The sequence below is a fragment of the Amycolatopsis sp. NPDC049691 genome, from assembly GCF_040675005.1.
In the GTDB taxonomy this organism is placed as follows: domain Bacteria; phylum Actinomycetota; class Actinomycetes; order Mycobacteriales; family Pseudonocardiaceae; genus Amycolatopsis.
Window position 1 is genome coordinate 89,496 of record NZ_JBFANX010000004.1, and the last position, 23,436, is coordinate 112,931.

27 protein-coding genes are annotated in these 23,436 nt (G+C 72.3%); 8 read left to right on the forward strand and 19 right to left on the reverse strand.

The genetic code is table 11. The features are described from left to right. Position 1: 1 nt before the first annotated feature. Both AB0J40_RS10255 and AB0J40_RS10260 read right to left on the reverse strand, forming a co-directional pair. Entirely contained in the window at positions 2-844 is an 843-nt protein-coding gene (locus AB0J40_RS10255) for a carbon-nitrogen hydrolase family protein (RefSeq protein ID WP_364450294.1), read from the reverse strand. Next, a complete protein-coding gene (locus tag AB0J40_RS10260; RefSeq protein WP_364450297.1) occupies positions 811-1,605 on the reverse strand; it encodes a DUF1295 domain-containing protein in 795 nt (264 codons plus the stop codon). Before AB0J40_RS10260 ends, AB0J40_RS10255 begins: the two co-directional genes overlap by 34 nt. Positions 1,606-1,635: 30 nt before the next feature. On the opposite strand from AB0J40_RS10260, the gene AB0J40_RS10265 reads away from it, so the two are divergent. Next, the gene (locus AB0J40_RS10265; RefSeq protein ID WP_364450300.1) at positions 1,636-2,127 is read left to right on the forward strand and encodes an emopamil-binding family protein; all 492 of its coding nucleotides are present in this window, start codon (positions 1,636-1,638) and stop codon (positions 2,125-2,127) included. 11 nt (positions 2,128-2,138) lie between these two features. Next, entirely contained in the window at positions 2,139-3,350 is a 1,212-nt protein-coding gene (locus tag AB0J40_RS10270) for a threonine synthase (RefSeq protein ID WP_364450303.1), read from the forward strand. Here AB0J40_RS10270 and AB0J40_RS10275 read toward each other — a convergent pair. Continuing rightward, positions 3,347-3,700, reverse strand: coding sequence for an ArsC/Spx/MgsR family protein (locus AB0J40_RS10275; protein WP_364450305.1), 354 nt, complete (start codon positions 3,698-3,700; stop codon positions 3,347-3,349). The two genes, AB0J40_RS10270 and AB0J40_RS10275, sit on opposite strands and share 4 nt — an antisense overlap. Positions 3,701-3,752: 52 nt before the next feature. On the opposite strand from AB0J40_RS10275, the gene AB0J40_RS10280 reads away from it, so the two are divergent. Next, on the forward strand, positions 3,753-4,346 hold the full coding sequence (locus tag AB0J40_RS10280) for a TetR/AcrR family transcriptional regulator (RefSeq protein ID WP_364450308.1): 594 nt from the start codon (positions 3,753-3,755) through the stop codon (positions 4,344-4,346). Then, positions 4,343-4,960 carry an enoyl-CoA hydratase/isomerase family protein gene (locus tag AB0J40_RS10285; RefSeq protein ID WP_364450311.1) on the forward strand — a complete coding sequence of 206 codons (618 nt, stop codon included), beginning with the start codon at positions 4,343-4,345 and terminating at the stop codon, positions 4,958-4,960. Before AB0J40_RS10280 ends, AB0J40_RS10285 begins: the two co-directional genes overlap by 4 nt. Positions 4,961-5,023: 63 nt before the next feature. Here the strand turns inward: AB0J40_RS10285 and AB0J40_RS10290 are convergent, their stop codons facing one another. The 5 genes from AB0J40_RS10290 to AB0J40_RS10310 form a co-directional block, all read right to left on the reverse strand. Beyond that, the gene (locus tag AB0J40_RS10290; RefSeq protein WP_364450314.1) at positions 5,024-6,268 is read right to left on the reverse strand and encodes a DUF6596 domain-containing protein; all 1,245 of its coding nucleotides are present in this window, start codon (positions 6,266-6,268) and stop codon (positions 5,024-5,026) included. Positions 6,269-6,273: 5 nt separating this feature from the next. After that, positions 6,274-6,624 (reverse strand): YciI family protein, encoded by a 351-nt coding sequence (locus AB0J40_RS10295; protein ID WP_364450316.1) that lies wholly within the window; start codon positions 6,622-6,624, stop codon positions 6,274-6,276. A gap of 82 nt (positions 6,625-6,706) precedes the next feature. Next, complete coding sequence (locus AB0J40_RS10300) at positions 6,707-7,591, reverse strand: M48 family metalloprotease (protein WP_364450318.1); 885 nt, start codon at positions 7,589-7,591, stop codon at positions 6,707-6,709. A 91-nt stretch (positions 7,592-7,682) separates the two neighbouring features. Then, positions 7,683-8,507 carry an NAD(P)H-binding protein gene (locus AB0J40_RS10305; RefSeq protein ID WP_364450321.1) on the reverse strand — a complete coding sequence of 275 codons (825 nt, stop codon included), beginning with the start codon at positions 8,505-8,507 and terminating at the stop codon, positions 7,683-7,685. A 53-nt stretch (positions 8,508-8,560) separates the two neighbouring features. Next, positions 8,561-8,932, reverse strand: a complete 372-nt coding sequence (locus tag AB0J40_RS10310; RefSeq protein ID WP_364450323.1) for a YciI family protein — start codon at positions 8,930-8,932, stop codon at positions 8,561-8,563. A gap of 165 nt (positions 8,933-9,097) precedes the next feature. Between AB0J40_RS10310 and AB0J40_RS10315 the strand changes: the two genes are divergently transcribed. Continuing rightward, positions 9,098-10,180, forward strand: a complete 1,083-nt coding sequence (locus AB0J40_RS10315; protein WP_364450326.1) for an exo-alpha-sialidase — start codon at positions 9,098-9,100, stop codon at positions 10,178-10,180. Between the two features lie 2 nt (positions 10,181-10,182). Beyond that, positions 10,183-10,467: a ubiquitin-like small modifier protein 1 gene (locus AB0J40_RS10320; RefSeq protein WP_364450329.1), complete on the forward strand. Its 285-nt coding sequence runs from the start codon at positions 10,183-10,185 to the stop codon at positions 10,465-10,467. Here the strand turns inward: AB0J40_RS10320 and AB0J40_RS10325 are convergent. Then, on the reverse strand, positions 10,442-11,848 hold the full coding sequence (locus AB0J40_RS10325; RefSeq protein WP_364450331.1) for a DHA2 family efflux MFS transporter permease subunit: 1,407 nt from the start codon (positions 11,846-11,848) through the stop codon (positions 10,442-10,444). The genes AB0J40_RS10320 and AB0J40_RS10325 overlap by 26 nt on opposite strands. A 24-nt stretch (positions 11,849-11,872) precedes the next feature. Between AB0J40_RS10325 and AB0J40_RS10330 the strand changes: the two genes are divergently transcribed. After that, a complete protein-coding gene (locus AB0J40_RS10330) occupies positions 11,873-12,316 on the forward strand; it encodes a MerR family transcriptional regulator (RefSeq protein ID WP_364450333.1) in 444 nt (147 codons plus the stop codon). A 59-nt stretch (positions 12,317-12,375) separates the two neighbouring features. Here the strand turns inward: AB0J40_RS10330 and AB0J40_RS10335 are convergent, their stop codons facing one another. Continuing rightward, entirely contained in the window at positions 12,376-13,602 is a 1,227-nt protein-coding gene (locus AB0J40_RS10335; protein ID WP_364450336.1) for an IS481 family transposase, read from the reverse strand. Positions 13,603-13,712: 110 nt separating this feature from the next. Here AB0J40_RS10335 and AB0J40_RS10340 point away from each other — a divergent pair, with 110 nt between their 5' ends. Further along, positions 13,713-14,120, forward strand: coding sequence for a hypothetical protein (locus AB0J40_RS10340; RefSeq protein ID WP_364450339.1), 408 nt, complete (start codon positions 13,713-13,715; stop codon positions 14,118-14,120). On the opposite strand, the gene AB0J40_RS10345 is transcribed toward AB0J40_RS10340, so the two are convergent. The 9 genes from AB0J40_RS10345 to AB0J40_RS10385 form a co-directional block, all read right to left on the reverse strand. Next, positions 14,121-15,170 carry a radical SAM protein gene (locus tag AB0J40_RS10345; RefSeq protein WP_364450342.1) on the reverse strand — a complete coding sequence of 350 codons (1,050 nt, stop codon included), beginning with the start codon at positions 15,168-15,170 and terminating at the stop codon, positions 14,121-14,123. Positions 15,171-15,228: 58 nt separating this feature from the next. After that, positions 15,229-15,750, reverse strand: coding sequence for a flavin reductase family protein (locus tag AB0J40_RS10350; RefSeq protein WP_364450345.1), 522 nt, complete (start codon positions 15,748-15,750; stop codon positions 15,229-15,231). Beyond that, the gene (locus AB0J40_RS10355) at positions 15,750-17,096 is read right to left on the reverse strand and encodes an FAD-binding oxidoreductase (protein ID WP_364450347.1); all 1,347 of its coding nucleotides are present in this window, start codon (positions 17,094-17,096) and stop codon (positions 15,750-15,752) included. Before AB0J40_RS10355 ends, AB0J40_RS10350 begins: the two co-directional genes overlap by 1 nt. Beyond that, positions 17,093-17,434, reverse strand: coding sequence for a hypothetical protein (locus tag AB0J40_RS10360; protein WP_364450350.1), 342 nt, complete (start codon positions 17,432-17,434; stop codon positions 17,093-17,095). The genes AB0J40_RS10355 and AB0J40_RS10360 overlap by 4 nt, the downstream gene beginning before the upstream one ends. Then, positions 17,431-18,729 (reverse strand): ATP-grasp domain-containing protein, encoded by a 1,299-nt coding sequence (locus tag AB0J40_RS10365; protein WP_364450352.1) that lies wholly within the window; start codon positions 18,727-18,729, stop codon positions 17,431-17,433. Before AB0J40_RS10365 ends, AB0J40_RS10360 begins: the two co-directional genes overlap by 4 nt. Continuing rightward, on the reverse strand, positions 18,726-19,997 hold the full coding sequence (locus AB0J40_RS10370) for an FAD-dependent oxidoreductase (protein WP_364450355.1): 1,272 nt from the start codon (positions 19,995-19,997) through the stop codon (positions 18,726-18,728). Before AB0J40_RS10370 ends, AB0J40_RS10365 begins: the two co-directional genes overlap by 4 nt. Before the next feature lie 182 nt (positions 19,998-20,179). Next, entirely contained in the window at positions 20,180-21,712 is a 1,533-nt protein-coding gene (locus tag AB0J40_RS10375; protein ID WP_364450358.1) for a class I tRNA ligase family protein, read from the reverse strand. Beyond that, entirely contained in the window at positions 21,709-22,080 is a 372-nt protein-coding gene (locus AB0J40_RS10380) for a cupin domain-containing protein (RefSeq protein WP_364450361.1), read from the reverse strand. Before AB0J40_RS10380 ends, AB0J40_RS10375 begins: the two co-directional genes overlap by 4 nt. Next, on the reverse strand, positions 22,077-23,402 hold the full coding sequence (locus AB0J40_RS10385) for a SidA/IucD/PvdA family monooxygenase (RefSeq protein WP_364450363.1): 1,326 nt from the start codon (positions 23,400-23,402) through the stop codon (positions 22,077-22,079). Before AB0J40_RS10385 ends, AB0J40_RS10380 begins: the two co-directional genes overlap by 4 nt. Between the last annotated feature and the right edge of the window lie 34 nt (positions 23,403-23,436).

Here is a 23,436-nt window from a genome sequence, read left to right on the forward strand (position 1 = left end):
GTCACCGCAGGAAGGTGACGCCGTCCCGGGGGCGCTCGTCCACCGTCAGCGAGAACACGTCCGGCCGCGCGTAGTGCCCCGACACGTCGAGGCTCTTGCGCGCCGCCACGATCTGCTCCAGGTCGATCTCCGCCCTGATCACGCCCGCGGCGTCGCGCAACGGCCCGGCGAGGACGTCGCCGAGGGGACCCACGATCACGCTGCCGCCGCGGAACGGGTCCTCTCCCGACAACTCGTACGGGCACGCCGACACCACGAAACACCGGCCCTCGTCGGCGATGTGGCGCATCGAGGCCTGCCAGACGTCGCGGTCGTCCGCCGTCGGGGCGCACCAGATCTCCACGCCCTTCGCGTACATCGCCGCCCGGAACAGCGGCATGTGGTTCTCCCAGCAGATCGCCGCGCCCGCCAGGCCCGCCGCCGTCGGGACCGCCGGGAGCGTCGACCCGTCGCCGCGGCCCCAGACCAGCCGCTCGCGTTCCGTGGGGACGAGCTTGCGGTGTTTCGCCACCAGCCCGAGGTGCGGGTCGAGGAACACCGCCGTGCTGTACAGCGTCGAACCGTCGCGCTCGATCACGCCGACGACCAAGGAAGCCCCGGTCCGCGCCGCGAGGCCGGCCAGCTCGGCGACCTCGGGCCCCGGCACCCGCACCGCCGAGCGGAAGTACTCCGGGAACGGGCCCCCACGCGGGTACCCGCCGAGCACGGCTTCGGGCAGCACCACCAGCGCGGCGCCGCGGATGTCGTCCTCGAACGCCAGGATCCGGTCGAGGGCGACGCCCGTCCCGACCTGCAGCGCCGCGACGACCGTCACGAGCGGGCCGGTTCGCGGCGAGGCGGCCACGGCACCACCGCGGACACCCGGCGCTGGTAGTCCGCGTACTCCGGGTAGCGCGACTTCGTGATGCTCTCGGTGAACTTCGTCGACCCGACGAACAACAGCGTCAGCAGGACCGCGCCCACGACCGTCCACTGCGGACCGGCGGCGACGATCCCGAAGACCGCGATCACCCACCACTGCGCCTGCTCGAAGAAGAAGTTCGGGTGCCGCGAGTAGCGGAACAGCCCCGTCTGGCAGAACCGCGTCGCCGCCCGGCCCGCGTGCTTCTCGCGGTGGAACACCCACTGCTGCTGGTCGGCGACCGTCTCCCCGAGGAGGAACGCCGCGAAGACCACCGCGGCCACGACGTCCCAGACCCCGAACGAGCCCTGGTTCTCCAGGGCGGCGTACGCGGGCAGCGTGATCAGCAGCAGGATCGCGTTCTGGTACAGCGAAATGAAGAAGAAGTTGAACACCTGGAACTGCCACGGCGCCATCCGCTCGCGCAGCACCGCCCACCGGTAGTCCTCGCCGCCGCGGGCGTAACCACCCTTCCGGGCGAAGTTGAACGTCAGCCGGATCCCCCACAGGGCCACCAGCGCGAACATGACGTCCAGCCGCGCGTCGGCGAACCCGGCGGCGCCGGCGAAGATCGCCAGGTACGCCACCGGGACGATCGACCAGATCCGGTCGACCCAGGAGTACTCCCTGGTCAGCACCGACAACAGCCACGTGCCGAGCGTCACCCCGGCGAAGACGTACAGGCACACCCGCAGCGCGTCCATCCCCTCACAATAGGACCTAGGATCGGGCGTATGAACCTGCCGCTGCGGGACCGGAAGATCGACGTCTTCTTCGCGGTGCTGTTCTCGGCCTTCACGGTGACGTCGCTGATCAGCGACCTGCTGCCGACCGTCGGCGTCGACTTCTCGAAGCCGTCCGACAACTTCTTCGTCAACTCGAACTACTGGTACGCCCACGACGCCGACCCGCTGTTCATGCACCCGCCGGACTGGATGCGGATCGTCACCGGGCTCTCGGCGTTCGTCTACATGCCGTTCTACGTCGTACTCGTGTTCGCGCTGCTGACCGGCCGCAACTGGATCCAGCTGCCGTCGGTGATCTACGCGACGATGATCGTCACGCTGACCGGGATCGTCGTGTTCGGCGTCGAGTTCTTCGGCGACCCCGCGCTGCGCACCGGCAACCCGGCGAAGTTCCTGGCGTTCAACCTGCCCTACGTCCTGGTGCCGCTCCTGCTGCTCGTCCGGATGCGCAAGCCCCTGCCGTTCACCCGCCCGTTCTGACCGGAGGCGCCGTGCCGTACTCGTTCCTCAGCCACCTCGACTGCTCCCGGACGGGCGAGCGCCTCGACGCCGACGTCGTCCAGGGCCTCTCACCGTCGGACGCGCCGTTGCTCGCGCGGTACGACCTCGACGGCGTCCGCGAAGCCGTGACGCCGAAGGAGATCGCCGGCCGCGAGCCGACGCTGTGGCGCTACCACGAGGTGCTGCCGGTGCGCTCGCCCGAGCACGTCGTCAGCCTCGGCGAGGGCATGACGCCGCTGCTGCGCCTGCCGCGGTACGGCCGCGAGCTGGGGCTGTCGCGGCTGTGGATGAAGGACGAGGGCCTGGTCCCGACCGGCACGTTCAAGGCGCGGGGCGCCGCGGTCGGCGTGTCGCGGGCGGCCGAGCTGGGGGTCGGCGGGATCGCGATGCCGACCAACGGCAACGCGGGCGCGGCGTGGGCGTTGTACGCGGCCCGCGCGGGGATGACCAGCCTGGTCGCGATGCCCGACGACGCACCGGCGATCACCATGCGCGAGTGCGTGGCCGCGGGGGCCGAGCTGTACCGGGTGGACGGTCTGATCGGCGACGCGGGGAAGCTCGTCGCGGCGGCGGTCGGGCGACGACCGGGGGTGCAGGACGTCTCGACGTTGAAGGAGCCGTACCGCATCGAGGGCAAGAAGACGATGGGGTACGAGATCGCGGAGCAGTTCGGCTGGCGGCTGCCCGACGTCATCCTCTACCCCACCGGCGGCGGGGTCGGGATCATCGGGATCCACAAGGCACTGCTGGAAATGCGGGAGCTGGGCTGGGTTTCCGGACCGCTGCCCCGGTTGGTCGCCGTGCAGGCGACCGGGTGCGCGCCGATCGTCTCGGCGTTCGAGCGCGGGGCCCGCGAGAGCGAGCCGTTCCCCGGCGCGCGGACCGTCGCCTTCGGCATCACCGTGCCCAAGGCGCTGGGCGATTTCCTGGTGCTCGACGCGGTCTACGCGACCGGCGGCACCGCGGTCGCCGTCACGGACGAGGAACTCCTTGCCGCGCAACGGGAACTGACCGCCTTCGAGGGCACGTTCGTCTGTCCGGAAGGTGGGGCGTGCTTCGCCGCGCTCCGGCACCTTCGCGAGTCCGGCTGGCTTTCCGGCGACGAAGACGTCGTGGTTCTGAACACCGGCGCCGGGATCAAGTACCCGGAGACGGTGCCGCTCGACGTCCCGCTGCTCGCGAAGGACGGCGTGATTCCCTAGAGGACCGAGCGGACCGTCTCGGGGTCGCGGGCGACGACCGTGGTGCCGTCGTCGGCCGTGATGATCGGGCGCTGGATCAGCTTCGGGTTGCCGGCGAGCGCTTCGATCCACTTGGGACGGTCTTCGGGCGTCCGGCCCCACGTCTTGAGGCCGAGCTCCTTCGCGATCGGTTCCGCGGTGCGCGTGATGTCCCACGGTTCGAGGCCGAGGCGTTCGAGCACGGCTTCGAGTTCCGCCGCGGTCGGCGGGTCCTCGAGGTAGCGGCGCACGGTGTACTGCGCGCCGGCTTCGTCCAACAGCGACACGGCGGACCGGCACTTCGAGCACGCCGGGTTGACCCAGATCTCCACGGCGGCAGCTTACCGTCTGGTTTTGGAGCACGTGTTCTGTTACGGTCGCGGCATGCCCCGCCCCCGTGTCCACGACCTCGACGCGCTGCTCGACGTCGCCGAGCGGCTCGTCGCCTCCTCGGCGGACGTCACCGTGCGTGGCCTGGCCGCGGCGGCGGGGGTCCCGAACGGGACGATCTACCACGCGTTCGGGTCGCTGAACGCCCTGCTCGCGCGGGTCTGGCTGCGCGCGGCGACCGAGTTCCTCGACCTGCAGACGTCACTGGTGGATTCCGCTTCTTCGCCGGTGGAAGCCGTCGTCGCGGCCGCGGACACCCCGGCGGTGTTCGCGTCGCGACGTCCCGACGGCGCACGGATGCTGCTGAAGGTCCGCGGCGACCGGCTGTTCGGGCCCGATCTGCCCGACGAGCTGGCCGAAGCCCTGCACGCGGTGGACAAACGGCTGGTCGCGCTGCTCGTGCGGCTGGCGCGCCAGGTGTGGGACCGCGGCGACGGACTGGCCGTCGAGGTGATCACGACGTGCGTCGTCGACCTGCCGACCGCGTTCTTCCGGCGCGACATCACCGACCCCCTGGTGCGGGAAAGGCTGGCCGCCGCGGTGCGGGCCGTGCTGACCGTGCCACCCCGAGAAAAGGACCGACCGTGACCGTTTTGCACTTGGGCGACGACGAAAACCGCTTCTCACCGGAGTGGCTGCAGCGCGTCCATTCCACTTTGGACGAAGTCGGCGACGTGCTGGTGACCACCGGCGGCGGCAAGTTCTACTCGAACGGCCTCGACCTGGAGTGGCTGACGGCGAACGGCGACAAGGCCGCGGAGTACGTCGCGGACGTGCAGGAGCTGTTCGCGCGGGTGCTGACGCTGCCGGTCCCGACGGTGGCGGCGGTCACCGGCCACGCGTTCGGCGCGGGCGCGATGCTGGCGATGGCGCACGACTTCCGCGTGATGCGCGCGGACCGGGGGTACTTCTGCTTCCCGGAAGCGGACATCAACATCCCGTTCACCCCGGGGATGGCGGCGTTGATCCAGGGGAAGCTGACGCCCGCGTCGGCGATCGCGTCGATGACGACCGGACGGCGGTTCGGCGGCGCGGAGGCATTGTCGTTCGGCTTGGTGGACGAGATCGCCGAGGAGGGCGAGGTGGTGAAGGTGGCTTCGTCGCGGGTCGAGGCGCTGGCGGGCAAGGACCGCGGCACGCTGGGGGCGATCAAGGCGACGATGTTCGCGCCCGCGGTGGCGGCGTTGCGGGCGGCGGCCTGAGGGCGGCTGGGCCTCCGGCCCCCGGTTTCCAGCTTACCGGGGGCCACCGACAGTCTCGGGTGGTCAGCGCGCCCCAGGCTTAGCGATCTCGGTGAGGCGGCGGCGCAGGTGGGCGCGCTCGGGTTCCGTGCCGGCCAGCGCCAACGCCTCCTCGTACGCCGCCGCCGCTTCGGTGTGGCGGCCCAGGCGGACCAGCAGGTCCGCTCGGGCCGCCGGGAACGGGCTGTACCCCCGAAGCCGCGGTTCCTCCGCCAGCGCGTCCAACAGGGACAGACCCGCGGCCGGGCCGTCGCGCATCGCCACCGCCACCGCCCGGTTCAGCTCCACCACCGGTGACGGCGCCAGCCCGCGCAGCACGTCGTACAGCGCGACGATCTGGGGCCAGTCCGTGCCCACCACGTCCGCCGCCTCGTCGTGCAGGGCCGCGATCGCCGCCTGGACTCCGTACAGCCCCGGTGGCCCGCCGGTCAGCGCGATCTCCACCAACGCCGTCCCCTCCGCGATCATCGCCCGGTCCCAGCGGGTGCGGTCCTGGTCGTCGAGCAGGACCAGGCCGCCTTGCGGGTCCGTGCGGGCGTCGCGGCGCGCGTGGATCAGCAGCATCAGCGCCAGCAGGCCCGCCACTTCACGCTCGTCCGGCAGCAGCCGGCGCAGGATCCGGGCCAGCCGGATCGCCTCCTCCGCCAGGTCGAGCCGCTGCAGGTCCGGGCCCGAACTCGCCGCGTACCCCTCCGTGAAGATCGAATACACGACCTGGAGCACGCCCGGCAGCCGGCCCGGCAGCTCCTCGGCGGACGGCACCCGGAACGGGATCCGGGCCGCGCGGATCCGGTTCTTCGCCCGCACGATCCGCTTGCCCATCGTCGCGCTGGGCACCAGGAACGCGCGCGCCACCTCGCTCGTCGTCAACCCGGCCAGGCAGCGCAGGGTCAGCGCCGTCCGGTCCTCGGCCGGCAGCGCCGGGTGGGCGCACGTGAAGAACAGCTGGAGCCGCTCGTCCGGCAGACCGCCGTCGGACGCCGGGGCGGGCGCCGCGCGGTCGGCCTCGACCTGCAGCACCGCGAGCCGGGCCGCGTAGGCCTGGTCGCGGCGCAGCCGGTCGACGGCCTTGCGCCGCGCCGTCGTCATCAGCCAGGCGCCCGGCTTCGGCGGGACGCCCTCGGCGGGCCAGCGCACCAGCGCCGCCTCGATCGCCTCCGACGTCACCTCCTCGGCCAGGTCGAGGTCGCCGAACCGGCGGACGAGCGCGGCGAGCAGCAGCCCGCGCTCCTCCCGGAACACCGCCTCGACCGACGCCCACCCCTTCATCGCCGTCAGTCCCCGTAGGACGCGAGCGGCCGCACGACGATGTGCCCGCCGTCGCGGGCGCCCGGGCAGCGCGCCGCCCACTCGAGCGCGACGTCGAAGTCCGGCACGTCGACGACGAAGTAACCGCCGAGCACCTCGCGGGATTCGGCGAACGGCCCGTCGGTGACGATCCTCTCGCCCTGCTCGTCGACCCGGACGGCGGCGGCCGTGGTGAAGTCGGCGAGCGAGTTGCCGCCGACGTAGACGCCGGCCTCCTTCAGGGCCTTGTCGAACAGCATCCAGTCGTCGGGCGTGCTGCAGCCGGTGGGCTCGCCGTCCGCGTCGAGCGAGGCGTTGATCAGCATCAGGTACTTCACGGGTTCCTCCAGTGGCTCGGTTGCCGTACGAGGGCACTACGAACGGCCGCCCGCCGCTTGGACACACCTTCGCAGAAAACTTTCAGCGCTTCAGCCGGGTGATCCGGTCGATGTGCGCCGGGTGACCCGCCAGCAGCCGGGCCCACAGCCGCCGTTCGTCACCGCGGTGCAGCACGATCCACTGCTTGAGCAGCGCGATCAGCTCCGGGCCGTAGCCGAGCCGCGCGGCCATCCGGTCGGCGCGGTACTCGCCGAGCCGCTTCGACCACGCCAGCACCGGGCCGAGCAGCGGCGTCAGCAGCAGCCACGGGTCGAGGAACGCGAGCGCGGTCAGCACACCCAGCCCGAGCAGCACGGTCACGAGCACGACGACCGCCCGGCCGAACGGCGCGAACGCCCGGCCGATGGACGGCACCGCCAGCGCGAGCAGCCGCACCAGCCGGGCCAGCAGGCGGGCGGGCAGCTCCAACCACCAGATCAGCAGCGACGCCCGCGTGTGGCCGGCCAGGTGGTGGCCCAGCTCGTGCGCCAGGATCGCCTCGAGGCTCGGCGGCGGCAGGTCGAGCGCGGCGCGCGTGACCGCCACCGTCCGCCCGCCCGCGGCGAAGGCGTTCAGCTCGTGCGAGCGCTCCACCCACAGCCGGTACCGGCCGCTGTCGACGCCGGCGGCCACGCAGACGGCTTCCCAGCTCGGGGTCAGCCACGTGAGCTCACGCGCGGTCGGCGCGCGCAGGCCGAACAGCAGCGGCAGCAGGAAGTGCTCGAACGCGGGCAGGAACGTGATCGCGCCGGCCAGCACCCAGCCCGCCGGGACCACCCAGAAGTACGCCGGCCACGCGAGCTTCCCGGCCAGCGCGAGCACCAGCAGGCCGCTGGCGACGACGGGCACCGAAAGCACCAGCGCGAGCACGGCGGACAGGTCGGTCCGCCCGCGCGGCACGACCGGTCCGGGCTCACCCTCGATCAAGTCCGCTCCCCCGCGCCTGGTGGCCGACAGCACGACCACCTTGGCCCGCGGGAAGCCCGCGGCACAACGGCCATCCGGCGGACGGCGGCGGTCAGCGGAAGGCGTCCGCGTGCGCGGCCGCCCAGTCGGCGAACGTCCGGGCGGGGCGTCCCGTCACTTCGGCCACGGTCGGGTACACCGTCGCCTCGTCGAGCGTTCCGCCGACGTAGAAGTCCCAGAACGCTTCGACGTACTCGCGCGGCATGCTCGCTTCCAGCTCGGCGCGCGTCTCCTCGTCCGACAGGCCGACGAACTCCAGGTCGCGGCCGAGCACTTCGGCCAGCACCGCGACCTGGTCGGCGGGCCGCAGCGCGGCCGGCCCGGTCAGCTCGTACACCCGCCCTTCGTGGCCGCCCGCGAGCGCGAGCGCCGCCACCGCGGCGATGTCGGCCGGGTCGACGCACGCGGCCGCCACCTGCGGGAACTGCGCGCGGACGGTGTCGCCCGCGCGCAGCTGCGGCAGCCAGCGCAGCGCGTTCGCCATGAACGCGCGCGGCCGCAGGAACGTCCAGTCCAGGCCCGAGTCCCGCACCGCGCGTTCGGCGAGCGTCATGTACGCCGACACCGCGTTGTCGAGGTTTTCGAGCGCGGCGGAACCGCCGGACAGCAGGACGATCCGGCGGACCCCCGCCTCGCGCGCCCGCGCCAGCATGCCGGGCATGTCGTGGTAGCCGGGCAGCAGGAAGACCCCGTCGACGCCCTTCAGCGCGTCTTCGAGGCTCGCCGGATCGTTGAGATCGCCCGTGACGGCCTCGGCGCCCGCCGGGAGCACGGCGTCCGGCCGGCGCACCAGCGCCCGGACCGGTTCGCCCGCTTTCGCCAGTGCCGCAACCACTTCCGCGCCGACGTTGCCGGTGGCGCCGGTGACCAGGAACATGTTTTCCAACCCCCAGAGTCGGTTCCCGGCCAGCCTAGCGCCACCGGCGGCCGTCAGTCCTGCACCGGCAGGTCGTCGAACTCGACCACCTGGCGGATCTCCACCTCGATCTCGAGGTCGAACAGGTCCACGTACCGCTTGGCGAACTCGACCGCCTCCGCGCGGTCGGCGGCGTTGATCAGCGCGAAGCCGCCGATGACCTCCTTGGCTTCGGCGAAGGGCCCGTCCGTGACGCGGATCGCCGCGCCGCGCGGCTTGCGGACCAGCGCGCCCTTGTCGGTCTGGTGCACGCCCTCCGCGGTGATCAGGACGCCCTTCTCCGCCGCCTCCTGGATGAACCCGCCCATCTTCTGCATGAACTCCGGCGTCGGGTTCCACGCCGCCGGGTCGTTCTCGTCGATCCGGTGCATCATGAGGAAACGCATGGTGCTGCTCCCTGGTTCTCGTCGGCCGGGGCCCGGGTCCTCCGGGCTCGCTGACCGGCCTTCACCCCCGCGTCGATCGGCCGCGCGCGGCGCTCGACATTTTTCCCCGGAGATTTTTCCGGCAGAGTACTGTGACACCGGTCACTTCGAGGGGAAGGTGCCGGGATGACTGTCGTGCTCGCGATCGGGACGCGCAAGGGACTGTGGCTGGCGACCCGTGCGGACGCCGGGGCGGACTGGGAGGTGGCCGGGCCGCACCACCCGATGACCGAGGTCTACGCGGTCGGCATCGACACGCGCCGGCCGGCACCGCGGCTGCTCGCGGGGGTAACCAGCGAGCACTTCGGGCCGAGCGTGGCCACCAGCGACGACCTGGGCGCGACCTGGGACGAACCCGACCACGCCCCCATCGCGTTCCCGCCGGACACCGCCGAGTCGCTGGTCCGGGCCTGGCAGCTGGTGCCCGGGCCGCCGAGCGAGCCCGACGTCGTCTACGCCGGCACCGAGCCGTCCGCGCTGTTCCGCTCGGACGACGGCGGCCGCACCTACGAGCTGGTCCGCGGCCTGTGGGACCACCCGCACCGCGAGCACTGGACGCCCGGTGGTGGCGGCAAGGCCATCCACACCGTGCTCCCGGACCCGGTCGAGCCCGGGCGTGTCACCGTGGCGATGTCGACCGGCGGCGTCTACCGCACCGAAGACGGCGGCGCGACCTGGCGGGCGAGCAACACCGGCATCAAGGCGGTGCACGTGCCCGACCCGTACCCCGAGTACGGCCACTGCGTGCACAAGGTCGCGATGCACCCGAGCGCGCCGGAGCGGCTGTTCGCGCAGGTGCACCACGGCGTCTACCGCAGCGACGACGGCGGGGCGAGCTGGCAGTCCATCGCCGACGGCCTGCCCAGCGACTTCGGCTTCCCGATGGTCGTGCACCCGCACCGGCCCGAGGTGATCTACACGTTCCCGCTGACCGCCGACGTCATGCGGTTCCCGCCGGAGGGCCGGTGCCGGGTGTACCGCAGCGAGGACGCCGGGAAGTCGTGGGAGGCCGTGGGTGCCGGGTTGCCGGACGGGTACTGGGCTGGGGTGATGCGCGACGCGATGTGCGCCGACGACGCCGACCCGGCCGGGATCTACTTCGGGTCCCGGACCGGCGACGTCTACGCCAGCCGGGACGACGGCGACAGCTGGCAGCTGGTCGTCTCGCACCTGCCGGACGTCCTCAGCGTCCGCGCCGCGACGGTGTGACCGTGCGGATCACGGTGCTGGTGCCCGGGCCGCTGCGGGAGAAGACCGGCGGCGAGTCCCGGCTGGAGGTCGAGGTCGGCGAATCGGCCACGCTCGGGGCGCTGCTGGACGAGCTGGCCAAGCGGTACCCGGCGCTGGAACGGCGGTTGCGCGACGAGCAGGCGGGCCTGCGCCGGTACGTCAACTTCTACGTCGACGGCGAGGAGTGCCGCCGGCTCGACGGGCCGTCGACGGCGTTGCGCGACCGCGGCGAGGTGCAGATCATCCCGTCGGTCGCGGGAGGCTGACTCCTTCCACCTCGGCGAACAGCGCGGCGGCACGCCGGCCGGTGGCGGCCGCCCGCTCGCCCGTGCTGACGAGGGCGAGGGCGAAGACCGCGCCGCCGAGGGCGGCGACCAGCCACCACACGCCGGGTCCCGCGCCGACCGTCCCGGCGAGGGCGACGCCGAGGGTCGTGCCGGTCTGGCGGCCGGCCGAGGCCAGTGACCCGGCCACCCCGGCCATCGAGCCCGGCATCCCGGCGACGGCGGTGTTGGTGATCGGCGGGTTGACCGTGCCGAGGAAGACACCGAACAGCAGGGAGACGGCCAGGACGACCGGCAGCGGGGTGGCCGGTCCGAGCCACGCCGCCGTCACGCCGCCGAGGGCCAGCGCGATCCCGGCGACGACCAGCGGCAGCCGCGGGCCGCGCGTGCCGACCAGGCGTCCGGTCCGCGGGGACAGGACCAGCACCAGGACCCCGACGGGCAGCAGGCAGAGCCCGGCCGCCCACGCCGTCAGGCCGCGGGTGTCCTGCAGGTACTGCGTGGTGACGAAGAGGAAGGCGCCGAACCCGCAGAGCGCGAACAGCGCCGTGACGATCGCGCCGCTGAACGCCACGCTGCGGAAGAGGCGCAGTTCGAGCAGCGGGTCGGCGCGGCGCGGCTCGTGGCGCAGGAGCGCGGCCACGGCGAGCGCGGCGAGGGCGAGCAGGCCGACGATCACCGGCGACGTCCAGCCCAGCGCGCGGGCCTCGATGATGGCCGCGACGACGCTGCCGAGCGCGACGACCACGAGCACCTGGCCGAGGGGGTCGAACCGGCGTGCGCGGGCCGCCCGGGATTCCGGGACGTACCTGAGGGTGGCCGCGATGGCGACGGCAATGATCGGGACGTTGACCCAGAAGACGGCCCGCCAGCCCAGTCCGTCGACGAGCGCGCCGCCGAGGATCGGGCCGAGCGCGAGCGCCAGGCCGGACATCGACCCGAACACGCCGATCGCGCGGGCGCGGTCGGCCGGCGCGGGATACACGGTCACGACGATGGCGAGCGCGACCGGGTTGAGCATGGTGCCGCCGACGGCCTGGACCGCGCGGGCGGCGATGAGCCAGCCGATGCCCGGGGCGACGCTGCAGAGCAGGGACCCGATGCCGAAGACGGTGAGCCCGGCGAGGAAGACGCGCTTGCGCCCGAACCGGTCGGCGGTCGACCCGGCGAGCACGAGGAACCCGGCGAGCACGAGCGTGTAGGCGTCGACGGTCCACTGCAGGCCCGAGACGGAGGCGCCGAGGTCGCGGCGGATCGACGGCAGCGCGACGGTGACGATGGAGATGTCCATCACCGCGACGACGATGCTGGCGCAGCAGACGGCCAGCACGAGCGCGGGACGGCGCGAGGTCGGAACGTTCATGGGATCGACGCTAGGATTTAGAGCGTGCTCGAAGTCAAACCGATCCCCGAGGCCGGACTGACCATCGCCGAGGCGGCCCGCCGCACGGGGGTGAGCGCGCACACGCTGCGCTACTACGAACGCGCGGGCCTGGTGGTCACGCGGGTCGACCGCACTTCGGGTGGGCGTCGCCGGTACCGGAAGCTGGATCTGGACTGGATCAAGATCTGCACCAAGCTCCGGGCGACCGGGATGCCGATCAAGCTGATCCGGCGGTACGCGGAACTGGTTTCCGCTGGGCGCGGGAACGAGCAGGAGCGGCTGGACCTGCTGGAGACGCACCGGGCGGACGTGCTGGCCCGGTTGGCGGAGCTGCAGGAGAACCTGAAGCTGATCGACCGCAAGATCGGCGTGTACCGGGGGCGGCTGGAGGCGGGAGACGCCGACGACCTCTGGGCGCCGGGGGTCGTGAGTGAGAAACAGGGCTAGAACGCGGTGTCCTGTTTCAGGACTTCGTGAACAGATCTGTTCCACGACATCGTGAACAGTCACTGGTTGGTGAGGCGTTGGTAGCGTACCGACTTGTCTAGCGTGAGCTGGCGGGCGACGGTGTCGCCGATCATCACGGTGACACGGTCGCCCTGCCAGTAGACGGTGGCGCTGTGGTGGGCCCATCGGCGTCCCAGGACGATGGAGCAGCCGCCGAACGCGATCACGCCGGTGGCGGAGACGGGGCGGGTGGTGACGCCGCTGGGCCGGCGCGGGCCGGTGACGGGGACGGCCTTCGGGCGGGCGTTGTAGCGCTGCTGCGGTGTCTGCCCGTCGAGGCTTTGGTGCGGGCGGTTATTGTAGATCTGCCGATACTCCTCGAGCAGGTCCTGCAGCTCGGCGAGAGTGTCCGCGGGTGGCCGGGCAGCGAGCCATTTCTGCAGGGTCTGGTGGACGCGTTCGTTCTTCCCGCAGGTCTGCGGGTGACCTGGGGTGGCGGCGATGCTGGTGACGCCGAGTTCGGCGAGCCGGCGTTCCAGCTCGACCATCCAGCCGCGGTGTTTGCCGGTGAAGGCCAGCCCGTTGTCCGAGAGGAGCCGGACGGGCAGGCCGTGCCCGGCGAATGCCTGTTGCAGCGCGGCCCAGGTGCCGGCGGTGGTCTCCCCGGTCGCGGCGTAGGTGCCGACGTCGAGGCGGGAGTGGTCATCCAGGATCTGGATGATGCAGACCTTGGTGCCGTCGGCCAGGTAGTGCTCCATGCCGTCGATCTGCCAGCAGCCGTTGGGGTCTGTGTATTCGAACCGGCGCCTGGTCCGGGGTTTCTTCTGCGGTTGCGGGACGATCTGGCCGCGGGCGAGCAGGATCCGGTAGATCGAGGACGGAGACGGCGTGGGGATGACGCCGCTGTTTTCCAGGCGCCAGCGGATGGAGATCGGGCCGTTGTCCAGGCCCTCGTCGGCCAGTTCCTTGCGGGCCCGCAGCACCGCCTCGGTCACCGACGCGCCCAGCGCGGTCGGGTGGTGGCGTGGGGCGGTGCTGCGGCGGGTGAACCCGCCCGCGCCTTCGGCGCGGAAGCGGGTCAGGTACTTGTGGAACACCCCTCGGGACATGCCGTGCTCGCGGCAGAACCGCGCGATGTTGATGTCTTCGCCCGCGGCGGCCCGAGCGACCGCGGCGACGAACTCAGGATCCATCGAAAACCCTGCTCTGCCCATCGCCGCATGATCACCAGGAGCCCTGGTCACCAGGCCCACAGGCCGGTCAGTGTTCACGATGTCCTGAAACATCAACTGTTCACGATGTCCTGAACTAGAGCACAGGGCTAGAACGCGGTTTCTCACTCACGAGCGGTAACAGCACTCCTGCGAGGGGCGACTAGCTGCGAACAGGTTGCTTCGTGGCGGGAGAGCGGATGAGCACGAGTAAGTGGGCTGAGCTGGCGGTCCTGGACAAGGTCGAGGAAGTGCTCCGGAGCGTGCCGGCCCCGGACCACCACTTCGGGCAGCCCTGGGTGACCGCTTACCAGCTGACGATCATGCTGGATCACCGGTTCCCCGAGGTGCGGGCCAAGCTGGGCGCGGAGATCGGCGGCGTCGGCGCCGGGGACCACAGCTTCGCCAGGTACCTCGCGAATCAGCTTTCCAGCCGGATCAAGGCATCGGACGGTCACTCCCCCATCGAAGGCGCCTACCTGTCGAATGAAAACGTCGCCTCACTGAACTTCGTGGGTCCGGGCGAGAAGAACGTGACTAGCAGTATCTCCGTGAATGCGGACCTCTCGATGTTCCGCATCCGCCGGGGCTGATCAGAACAGCGTCGCCTGGGTGGGTTCCGGGGCAGGTGGCCGGCCGCGCCTGCCGTTCAACGCGAACTTGTCCTCGATCTCCTTGCTCGGCTCGGGAAACCCGTACTTCGCGATCAACGGCCGGATCCGCGCCCCGATCTCGTGCCGGTACCCCGTCTCCGAGCCCGACGAGTACAACCTCACGTACGAGTCCACCAACGACGGGTGCGCCTCCCGCAGCCAAGCGAAGAACACTTCCTTGACCCCCGAAGACAAAAACAGCGGGTGGTACAGCACATCCGTCGCCCCAGCGGCAGCCACGGCCGACACCAGCGCCTCCAGCTGGGAGACCGAATCCGACAAGTACGGCAGGATCGGCGACAGGAACACCGTGCACTCCAGCCCCGCGTCGCGGATCGCGCGGACCGTCGCCAGGCGGGCCGACGTCGTCGCCGTGCCGAACTCCACCGACTGCTGCAGCTCCTCGTCCAGCATCGACAGCGACACGCCCAGGTGCACCGTCGTCGCCTGGGACGCGCGCACCAGCAGTGGCAGGTCCCGGCGGATCAACGGCCCCTTCGTCAGGATCGAGAACGGCACCCGGTGCCCGGACAGGGCGCCGATGATGCCCGGCATCAGCTCGTAGCGGCCCTCCGCGCGCTGGTAGACGTCCGTGTTCGTGCCGAACGCCACCCGCGGCGGCAGCTTTCGCTTGCGCGCCAGCTCGTTCCGCAGCACCTCCACGATGTTCGTCTTGACGATCACCTCGTTGTCGAAGTCGCCGGCGACGTTCAACCCGAGACGCGTGTGCGTCGGACGCGCGAAGCAGTACTGGCAAGCGTGCGTACACCCGCGGTACGGGTTGATCGTGTACTCGTCCGGCAGCATCCGCGCGTCCGCCGGGACGTGGTTCAACGCGCTCTTCGCCAGCACCTCGTGGAACGTCACGCCGCGGAACTCCGGCGTCCGCACGCTGCGCACGAACCCCGTCAGGCGGGCCAGCCCCGGCAGCGTCCCCTCGTCGACCCGGTCCGTGCGCTGGCCGCTCCAGCGCAGCACGTCTTCGTTCACCGGCCGAGCATGCCCGAGCCGCGCGCGCCCGGGCTAGCCGGATTCGGACACGACCTCCTCAGAGCGCCTCCCCCCACTGCCCGGGCCCCGAAACGTGCCTCGGGTCGGTGACCGAGTGGTAGCCGCCGTGCACGAACACCAGCGCCGGCGCGTGCCGGTCGTGCCCCGTCGCCAGCACTTCGCCGACGACCAGTGTGTGGTCGCCCAGGTCGAACTTCTCGGCCAGCGCGCACTCCAGCCAGCTCGCGCCGTCGAGCACGAGCGCGCCCGTGCGCTCCCCCGGTTTCGCCGCCAGGCCGGTGACGACCCGGGAAGCGCGCGGGCCGGCGAACCGGCGGGCCACGTCGCGCGCGTCCGCCGGCAGGATCGACACCACCCAGCGGCCGGTCGCCAGGAGGTCGCCGAGAAACGCGGACTCGCGCCGGAACGCCAGCGAAACCAGCGGCGGGTCCAGGGAAATCGACCCGAGGGAGTTGACGGTGACGGCGTCGTGCCGCCGGCCGCCGGGGGTGTCGCGGTACGTCGTGGCGACGCACACGCCGGTCGCGAAGGTGCGCATCGCACCGCGGAGATCAGTCATCACAACCCCTGTGGTGAAGAGAAGAACCGGTCCGGGTCGTACCGGCGCTTGACCTCGGCGAGCCGCGCGGCGTTCGGCCCGTAGTAGGCGCCGCGCCAGTCCTCGAGGTCCGGGTCGGTGAAGTTGACGTAGGAGGAGTCCGGCGCGAATTCGCCCGTCTCGGCGTGCAGCGCGTGCAGCCAGTCCAGGTTCGCCGCGACGACGCCGGGTGCGTCCTGTTCGGTCCACGACGCGTCGAGGCTCAGCAGGAACTTCGTGTCCCGGTGCGGGAACGCGGTGTCCGCGGTCGCGACGCGGGAGATTTCCCCGCCCCACGCGAACAACGCGGCCCCGGCGCCGTCGGGGTTGCCGCTGCCCGGCCACTTCTCGACGGCCCGCACGAGCGCCTCCAGCCCCGCGTCGGCGAGCGCGTGCGGTGTGCACCGCGTGCAGACGGCGAACGCGCCGCCTTCGCTGGAGTGGTGCAGGAACCTCGCCGCGGCCCAGAAATCGCGGTCCTCGATGTCGGCGCGGTCCGGAGCCGCGACGGCGAACGCGGGCGCCAGCAGCTCGCGCAGTTCCGCCGCCGGGCCGAGGTGGTGGCCGACCACGGAGACGACGCCGTCGTCGCCCGGCGAGCGGGCGATGCCGATCCGCGCGGAGAACTCCGGCGGCGCGGCCGACATGATCTCCTGCATCGCGGCGAGGACCTCGACCGCGTGCGGCCACGCCCACAGCACGACGCACGTCGAGCCCGCCGGGGCCGGCCGCGCCCGGAACGTGAAGCTCGTGTTGACGCCGAAGTTCCCGCCCCCGCCACCGCGGCACGCCCAGAACAGGTCCGGGTTCTCGGTGGCGGACGCCGTGACGACCTCCCCGGACGCGAGCACGACGTCGGTCGAGACCAGCGCGTCGCAGGTGAGGCCGTGCGCGCGGGAGATCGTCGTGACGCCGCCGCCGAGGGTCAGGCCGCCGATGCCGACGGTGTCGGAGTTGCCGAGCGGGAACGTCAGGTCCCACGGCCGCAACCCCGCGTACAGCGCCTTCATCGGCGTCGCGCCGCCGACGGCGACCAGCCCGGTGCCGCGGTCGACGCGGATGCCGGACAGCCTCCGCAGGTCCAGCACCAGGCCGGGGCCCGTGGAGTGGCCCGCGTAGCTGTGGCCGCCGCCGCGGACCGTGAGCGGTACCGACTCCGTCCGGGCCCACTCGATCGCCCGGGCGACGTCGTCGGCACGGGAGACGGCGAGGACCGCCGCCGGGTGGGTGGCGGCGAACCGCCGGTTCACCGGCGCCACGGCCGCGAAGCCGGGGTCGCCGGGGAACCGGAGCTCGCCCAGGCCGCGCAGGGCGTCCCACCTGGTCATGACGCGCTCATCTCGAGCGAGACCTCTTCGAGGTAGGAGACGCCGGTGGCGGCGTGCTCGCCGTAGCGCTCCCAGACCTCGCGCAGCACGAGCGTGCCGCCGTGCCACTGCGGGGTGTTGGTGCTGTGCCCGGCGATCACCTCGCCGCCGCGCAGCACCATCGTGTAGGCCAGCCGCAGGACGCCGGCGGAGTCGCAGGTGCCGGTGACCGTGCCGCGCCGGACGTGCCCACCTTCGAACTCGGCCCAGACCAGGTCGCCCTGCTGGCGGTACTCCGCGTACGTGCCGTCTCCGCCGCCGAGGGTCCGGAACCGGCGGCCGTCGTAGTGGATGCTCATTCGTCCACGTCCAGGAGCCCGGCCGGCATCGACAGCGTGGAGCCGGTGGGCGGCGGCTCGATCTCGACGGCGTCGACCTCGACGAGCGAGGCCGCGTGCGCCAGCCGCTGCCGGCACGTCTCGGCGTCCTTCGCCCGGCACACGACGAACGAGTGGCGCGCGATGTAGCCGCCGGGCGGCAGCCGCAGCGTGGTGCCCGGCTCGACCATCGGCGACGCCGTGACCAGCCCCTCCGCGTCCCACGGCACCTCGACCGAGTGCACGACGCAGTCGTGGTCCGGATAGCCGAAGCGGATGCCGGCGACCCCGGAACGCGTCGGCGTGACGTCCGGGCGCTGGCCGGTGGCGACGTCGAACAGCACGCTGCCCGGGTCGATGCCGGTGGCCGTCTTGCCGAGGAACGGGATCAGGTCGCCGCCGAGGCGGCCGTTGACCTCGATGATCACCGGGCCGCGCTCGGTCAGCCGGACCTCGGTGTGGGTGATGCCGTTCTCGATGCCGAGCACGCGGTGGGCTTCGGCCAGGACGCGCAGCAGCTCCTCGTCGTGCAGCAGCGGGTCGCCCGCGTCGACGAGGTGGCCGGTCTCCTCGAAGAACGGCGGCATCCCGGTGCTCTTGCGGGCGACGAACATCGGCAGGTACTCGCCCTTGTGGACGGCGCCGTCGATGCTGATCTCCGGGCCGTCGGCGAACCCTTCGATGATCGCGCCGCCGCGGTAGGGCTCGTCGCCGACGAGGCTGGCCTCGTGGGCGACGCGGTAGGCGGCGTCGAACTCCCCCGCGTCCCGGGCGAGGGAGACGCCCATGCTGGCGCCGAGCGCGCGGGGCTTGACGACCACCGGGAAGCCGATCCGGGTGACCGCCGCGCGGGCGTCGTCGAGGTCGACGGCGAGGTGGAAGCCGGGCTGCGGCAGGCCGGCGGCGGTGAGCCGGACGCGGCAGCTGTGCTTGTCGCGGCAGCCGTGCACGCCGGGGATGCTCAGGCCCGGCACGCCGAACTCGTCGGCCAGCTCGGCCGCGGGCATGACCAGCGGCTCGTCCCAGCAGAGCACGCCGGCCACGGTGTAGTTCCTGGTTAGCTCACGGGCGGTTTCGGCGAGCAGCGCGTGGTCGAAGACGTTGACCACGGTGATGTCGTCGAAGTACTCGTGCTGCCAGGTCGGCTTGAGGTTGTTGATCAGGACGAGCCGCAGGCCGGCTTCGCGGGCGCGCTCGGCGACGGATTTGACGAGGTATTCGCGGTAGAGCTTGAGGCCACTGCCGATGACGAGCAGCGCACCCGGGTTCGTGGTCATCGAAGGTCCCTTCGGGTCGGAGAAGCGAGAGCGGCGAACTCGGCGACGACGGCGTCCGCGGCGAGCGGGGCGGTGCGGAAGCCGTCCGGGCCGCTGGCCGGGCGGGCCCACGCGGCGGGGCCGACGCGGACGAAGCCGGTGTCGCCCCCTTCGGCGGTGGCGTAGTGACAGTGCTTGACGCGCACGACGTCGTAACCGTCCACATCGGACACGACGCCGGCGGCGAGGACGCGGGCCGCCCAGCCCGCGTCGTCGTCGGGGCCGGCCAGGGTGGTCACCTCGCGCCGGACGGCGTCGGTGCTGACCTTGAGCAGGGTGCCCGCGACCGAGGGCAGCAGCCACGCCCGTCCGTCGGCGCCGAGGCCGCCCGCGGTGGGCGTCGCCGCCCAAGCGTGGGCGAGCGCGGCGGGCGGGCGGAGGTAGACCATGGTCTGGCGGTGCAGCGCCACCGGCGCGTCGACCAGTGCCCCGGTCCACGGCCCGGTGGCGACGAGCACGACGTCACCGGACACGGAGGTGCCGTCGGCCAGGTCCACCCGCGCCCGGTCGCCGTCCACGAAGACGGCCTCCCGGCCGGGCCGCAGTTCGGCGTCCGGGTGGTGGCGCAGCCAGCGCGCGGCCGCGTGCAGGACGCGGTCGGCGAGCAGCGTCCCGGCGTGCGGTTCGTACACGGCGCCGCTGCCCCGCGGGAACCCGATGAGCGGGTAGGCGGAGGGGTGCACGATCCGGACCGGCACCCCGCCGGCGCTCGCGGTGGCGACGGCGGCCGGGATCTGCCCGGGCGGCAGCGCCTGGAGGACGCCGACGCGCCGGTAGAGCCCGGCCCCGGGCAGGTGGTCGCAGAGCAGGGCATCGAGTTCCCGCCACCGCCGGTGCAGCTCGGCGGCCTTCCGCGTGGCGGCGCGATCCCCGACGACCAGGGCCCGCAGCGCCCGGTGCTGGTCGAAGGAGGTGGCACCGGGGTGCGGAACGGGCCCGCGTTCGAGGAGGACGACGCGGTGCCCGGCGAGAACGCTCCGGATGGCGGTGAGGAGCCCGGTGATCCCGGCCCCGACGACCACGACGCGGAGGGAGCCGCGACGGGCGGGCGGGGTCCAGGAGGCGGCGGGTGCGGTGCCCAGGCTGGGCGCGAGGTGGTCCGCGCCCAGCAGGACATCGCCGGTGGGCGACGCTTGGCCGGCACCGGCGGTGAGACCGGCGGTCGGCGCGGCGACGCTCGCATGGGCTTCGGCCGCGCCGGCCGCGGCGCTACCCGCACCCAGCCGCACATCGCCACCCGCAGTCGGCGCGGCGAGGCTCACACGCGCCTCGCCCACACCGGCCGCGGCGCTACCCGCACCCAGCCGCACATCGCCACCCGCAGTCGGCGCGGCGACGCTCACTCGGGCCCGGCCGAAATCGCCCCGGCCGGCACTGGCCGCGAGGTCCGCGCGAGGCACGGTCCCGGCGGTCATCGTCCGGCCTCCGCTTCCCTCAGCCGCGGCAAGCGCGCCGGCGTGAACGACTCCGCGTCCGCACCCGCGTCCTCCCCCAGCACCCGCTCCGCCAGATCCACCAGGATCGGCGCCGCACCGCGCAGCAGGCGGTCGACCTCGAAGCAGAAGTCGCCCGCGTTGGCGTCGGTCACCGCGCGGGCGTCGAGGCGGGCCAGCTGCTCGGTGATCGTCTCCGCCGCGCGGTTCAGGCTGAACCCGTCCAGTTCGTACGACTCGGCGAAGCGCGAAGCCATCCGCGCGGCCGCCCGCCGCGACCGCGGCGACACCGGCAGCGGGCCCAGCCCGGCGAACCGGTTCACCTTGTCCGCCACCCGGTTCCACGGCTCGACGAGCCGCGCGGAGGTCACCCGCGCCAGCGCGTCCCGGCTGAAGCTCGTGCGCTGGTGCTCGGGACTCGTCGCCGCCAGGTGGAAGCGGATCAGGTCCCGCGGCACCTCCGCCGCCAGCTCGCGGCTCCACACCACGTGCCCGCGGCTGGTCGAGAACTTGCGGTGGTCCAGCTCGTAGAACTCGTTGGTCAGGTACCGCGCCGGCAGGTCGTACCGGCCGTCCAGGGCCAGCAGCATCGCCGGCCCCGCGATCGCGAACGGGTAGATGTTGTCGAACCCGAGGAAGTACACGACCTCCGAACCCGCGCCGGCCAGCCACAGCTCGTCTTCCGAAGACCCCGCCGCCGAGCCCGCCGCCAGTGCCGTGGCGTGCATGCTCCACGCCATCGGCTCGGCGTTCGGGTTGACCCGCTGCCCGGAGACCTCGGGGAACGGCACCTCGATGCCCCACGACGTCGGGTACGTCACCGGGAAGTCCGGCAACGGCCGTGCCAGCATCGACGCCATCGCCTGCGCCATGTGCGGCCGCATCCCCGCCACGTGCGCCGAGAAGTGCTCCTGCAACCGGGCCCGGTACTTCTCGACCGGCAGCACGAGCACGTCGGCTTCGCGCAGCTCCACGGGATCCGTCGGGTCCAAAGTGGACCGGACGTCGAGCAGGTCTCCCGCGGCCACGAGCTGACCGCAGCTTTCGCAGAGCCCCGCACAGCAGTCGGCCAGGCACTCCGGGCAGCTGCCGGACGCGAAGCCGTCCACGAGGAACCGCCCCGACTTCGGCGAGTACGGGAACTTCATCGTGCGCAGTTCCAGCTTCCCCGCCGAGTGCAGCCGGGCGACGAAGTCGACGACCCACTTGGTGAACCGGTCGTCGTCGCCGGTGTAGCCGTCGACGCCGATGCCCATCGCCTCCAGGCTGGCGGCGATCTGGGCCGCCGACGTGGCCACCAGCTCCTCCGGGGTGACGCCCCGGCGAACGGCGGTCGTCACCACGAACGTCGACGTGTCCTGGAACCCCGTGCCCAGCAGCACTTCCCGGCCCTGCGACCGCGCGTAGCGGGTGTGCACGTCGGCGGCCAGGAACGGGCCGGCGATGTGCCCGAGGTGCAGGTCGCCGTTCGCCGTCGGGGCGGGCGAGATGACGACCGTCCGGGCGCTCATGACACACCTGCTTCGTGGCGGGCCGTGAACTGCGCGGACATCTCGGCGTCCCACCAGACGCCGTAGTACTCGAAGTCCTCGTCGCCTTCGTTGGTGACGCAGTGCGTCGAGCCGGGCGGCAGCCGGACGATGTCGCCGGCGGCGAACGGGTGCCGCACGCCGTCGACGACCAGCGTGGCGACGCCGGACAGCGCGATGAAGATCTCGTACTCGTGGTGGGAGTGCGCGGTCGACGTGGTGTGCGGGCGCAGGACGCACCAGGCGCCTTCGAACGGCGCGTTGAGCTCCGGCCACGGCAGCAGCCGCTGGGAGTCGAGCCCGTACGCGCGTTCGAGGTGGGCGCGGTCGAGGCGGCGGAGGTCGATCATACCGCCACCACCACGGACTCGCCGGAACGGCGACGGTCCTCGTCGGGACCGGTGCCGCGCCGTTCGACGATGTCGCCGGCGATCTCGGCCGACCGCTGGGCCAGCACGCTGATCAGCGAGTCCGAGATGCCGTGCGTCGCCTCGTTGACGCCCTGCAGGTACAGCGCGCCGTGGGCGCCGGCGCCGAGGTCGGCGCGGTACTGCCGGTTGACGGAGATCGCGTCGAGGCCGATCGCGTCGGCCAGGCCGCGGACCATCGACGGCATCCGCTGGTCGAAGCCGGTGCCGAGGAACACCGCGTCGCAGCGCAGCTGCTCGACCGTGTCGTGCTTGAGGTCGCGGACGTCGAGGACGAGCTCGGCACCCTCGGCCCGGGCGCCGACGACGTCGGCGGAGCCGCGGATCGTCGAAACGGGCTGACCGAGCATCTTCTGCTTGTAGAGCATGGTGTAGAGCTCTTCGAGGAACGGCGCGGCGAGACCGCCGTAGTTGGTCAGGTGCATCTCTTCGAGCACCTTCGCCCGCGCCTCTTCGGACATCGTGAAGAACTCGTCCACAAAGGACGGGAAGAACAGCTCGTTGACGAACTTGCTGGTCTGGTAGTCCTTGAGCGCGATCGCGCGCAGCAGCAGCGTCGGCGACGAGCCCGGCGCCTCCTGGTGCAGCGCCATGAACATCTCGGCCGCGCTCTGCGCCCCGCCGACGACCACCGGCCGCAGCGGCTTGCCCGGGCGGGCCAGCCCGGCCGTGGCCGCGACGCGGGTGCTGAACTCGGTGCTGTGCACGACCCGCTCGGCCGGCAGCCCGCGGAACACCTCGGGCACGTGGGCGTCGCGGCCGCCGCCGACGACCAGGTCGCGGCAGAGGATCGTGTCGCCGTCCGACAGCGGGACGGTGAACCCGAGCACCTGGCCCGACTCCGAGTGGATCGGCAGGACCCGCTCGGCGCGGGCGTTGTAGCGCACCCGCACCTGCTCCAGCGAATCGGCCACCCACTGCAGGTACGCCGAGATCTGCCAGCGGAACGGGTTGAAGGTGCCGAGGTTGACGAACTCGTCGAGCTCGCCGCGCTCGTGCATGAAGTTGAGGAAGGAGAAGCGGCTGCGCGGGTTGCGCAGGGTCACCAGGTCCTTCACATAGGACACCTGGCTGCGCGCCCACGGCAGCATCAGGTTCCGCTGCCACTTCACGTCCTCGTACTGCTCCAGGACCATGGCGCCGCCGGCGACGCCGGACCGGCCGCACTCCTCGAGGGCGACGGCCAGCGCGAGGTTCGCCGGGCCGGCCCCGATCATCAGGACATCCACTTCATGGACAGTCATGTCTGTCTTCTTTCCGGTCGACCCGCGGCGCGCC

Coding starts and splice junctions, on each gene's coding strand:
- AB0J40_RS10260 (WP_364450297.1), bottom strand. CDS start 1,605: ATGGACGCGCTGCGGGTGTGCCTGTACGTCTTCGCCGGGGTGACGCTC.
- AB0J40_RS10365 (WP_364450352.1), bottom strand. CDS start 18,729: ATGACCACGAACCCGGGTGCGCTGCTCGTCATCGGCAGTGGCCTCAAG.
- AB0J40_RS10290 (WP_364450314.1), bottom strand. CDS start 6,268: ATGAAGGGGTGGGCGTCGGTCGAGGCGGTGTTCCGGGAGGAGCGCGGG.
- AB0J40_RS10375 (WP_364450358.1), bottom strand. CDS start 21,712: ATGAGCGCCCGGACGGTCGTCATCTCGCCCGCCCCGACGGCGAACGGC.
- AB0J40_RS10310 (WP_364450323.1), bottom strand. CDS start 8,932: ATGCGTTTCCTCATGATGCACCGGATCGACGAGAACGACCCGGCGGCG.
- AB0J40_RS10280 (WP_364450308.1), top strand. CDS start 3,753: ATGCCCCGCCCCCGTGTCCACGACCTCGACGCGCTGCTCGACGTCGCC.
- AB0J40_RS10350 (WP_364450345.1), bottom strand. CDS start 15,750: ATGACTGATCTCCGCGGTGCGATGCGCACCTTCGCGACCGGCGTGTGC.
- AB0J40_RS10315 (WP_364450326.1), top strand. CDS start 9,098: ATGACTGTCGTGCTCGCGATCGGGACGCGCAAGGGACTGTGGCTGGCG.
- AB0J40_RS10265 (WP_364450300.1), top strand. CDS start 1,636: ATGAACCTGCCGCTGCGGGACCGGAAGATCGACGTCTTCTTCGCGGTG.
- AB0J40_RS10325 (WP_364450331.1), bottom strand. CDS start 11,848: ATGAACGTTCCGACCTCGCGCCGTCCCGCGCTCGTGCTGGCCGTCTGC.
- AB0J40_RS10380 (WP_364450361.1), bottom strand. CDS start 22,080: ATGATCGACCTCCGCCGCCTCGACCGCGCCCACCTCGAACGCGCGTAC.
- AB0J40_RS10335 (WP_364450336.1), bottom strand. CDS start 13,602: ATGTTTCAGGACATCGTGAACACTGACCGGCCTGTGGGCCTGGTGACC.
- AB0J40_RS10385 (WP_364450363.1), bottom strand. CDS start 23,402: ATGACTGTCCATGAAGTGGATGTCCTGATGATCGGGGCCGGCCCGGCG.
- AB0J40_RS10305 (WP_364450321.1), bottom strand. CDS start 8,507: ATGTTCCTGGTCACCGGCGCCACCGGCAACGTCGGCGCGGAAGTGGTT.
- AB0J40_RS10355 (WP_364450347.1), bottom strand. CDS start 17,096: ATGACCAGGTGGGACGCCCTGCGCGGCCTGGGCGAGCTCCGGTTCCCC.
- AB0J40_RS10360 (WP_364450350.1), bottom strand. CDS start 17,434: ATGAGCATCCACTACGACGGCCGCCGGTTCCGGACCCTCGGCGGCGGA.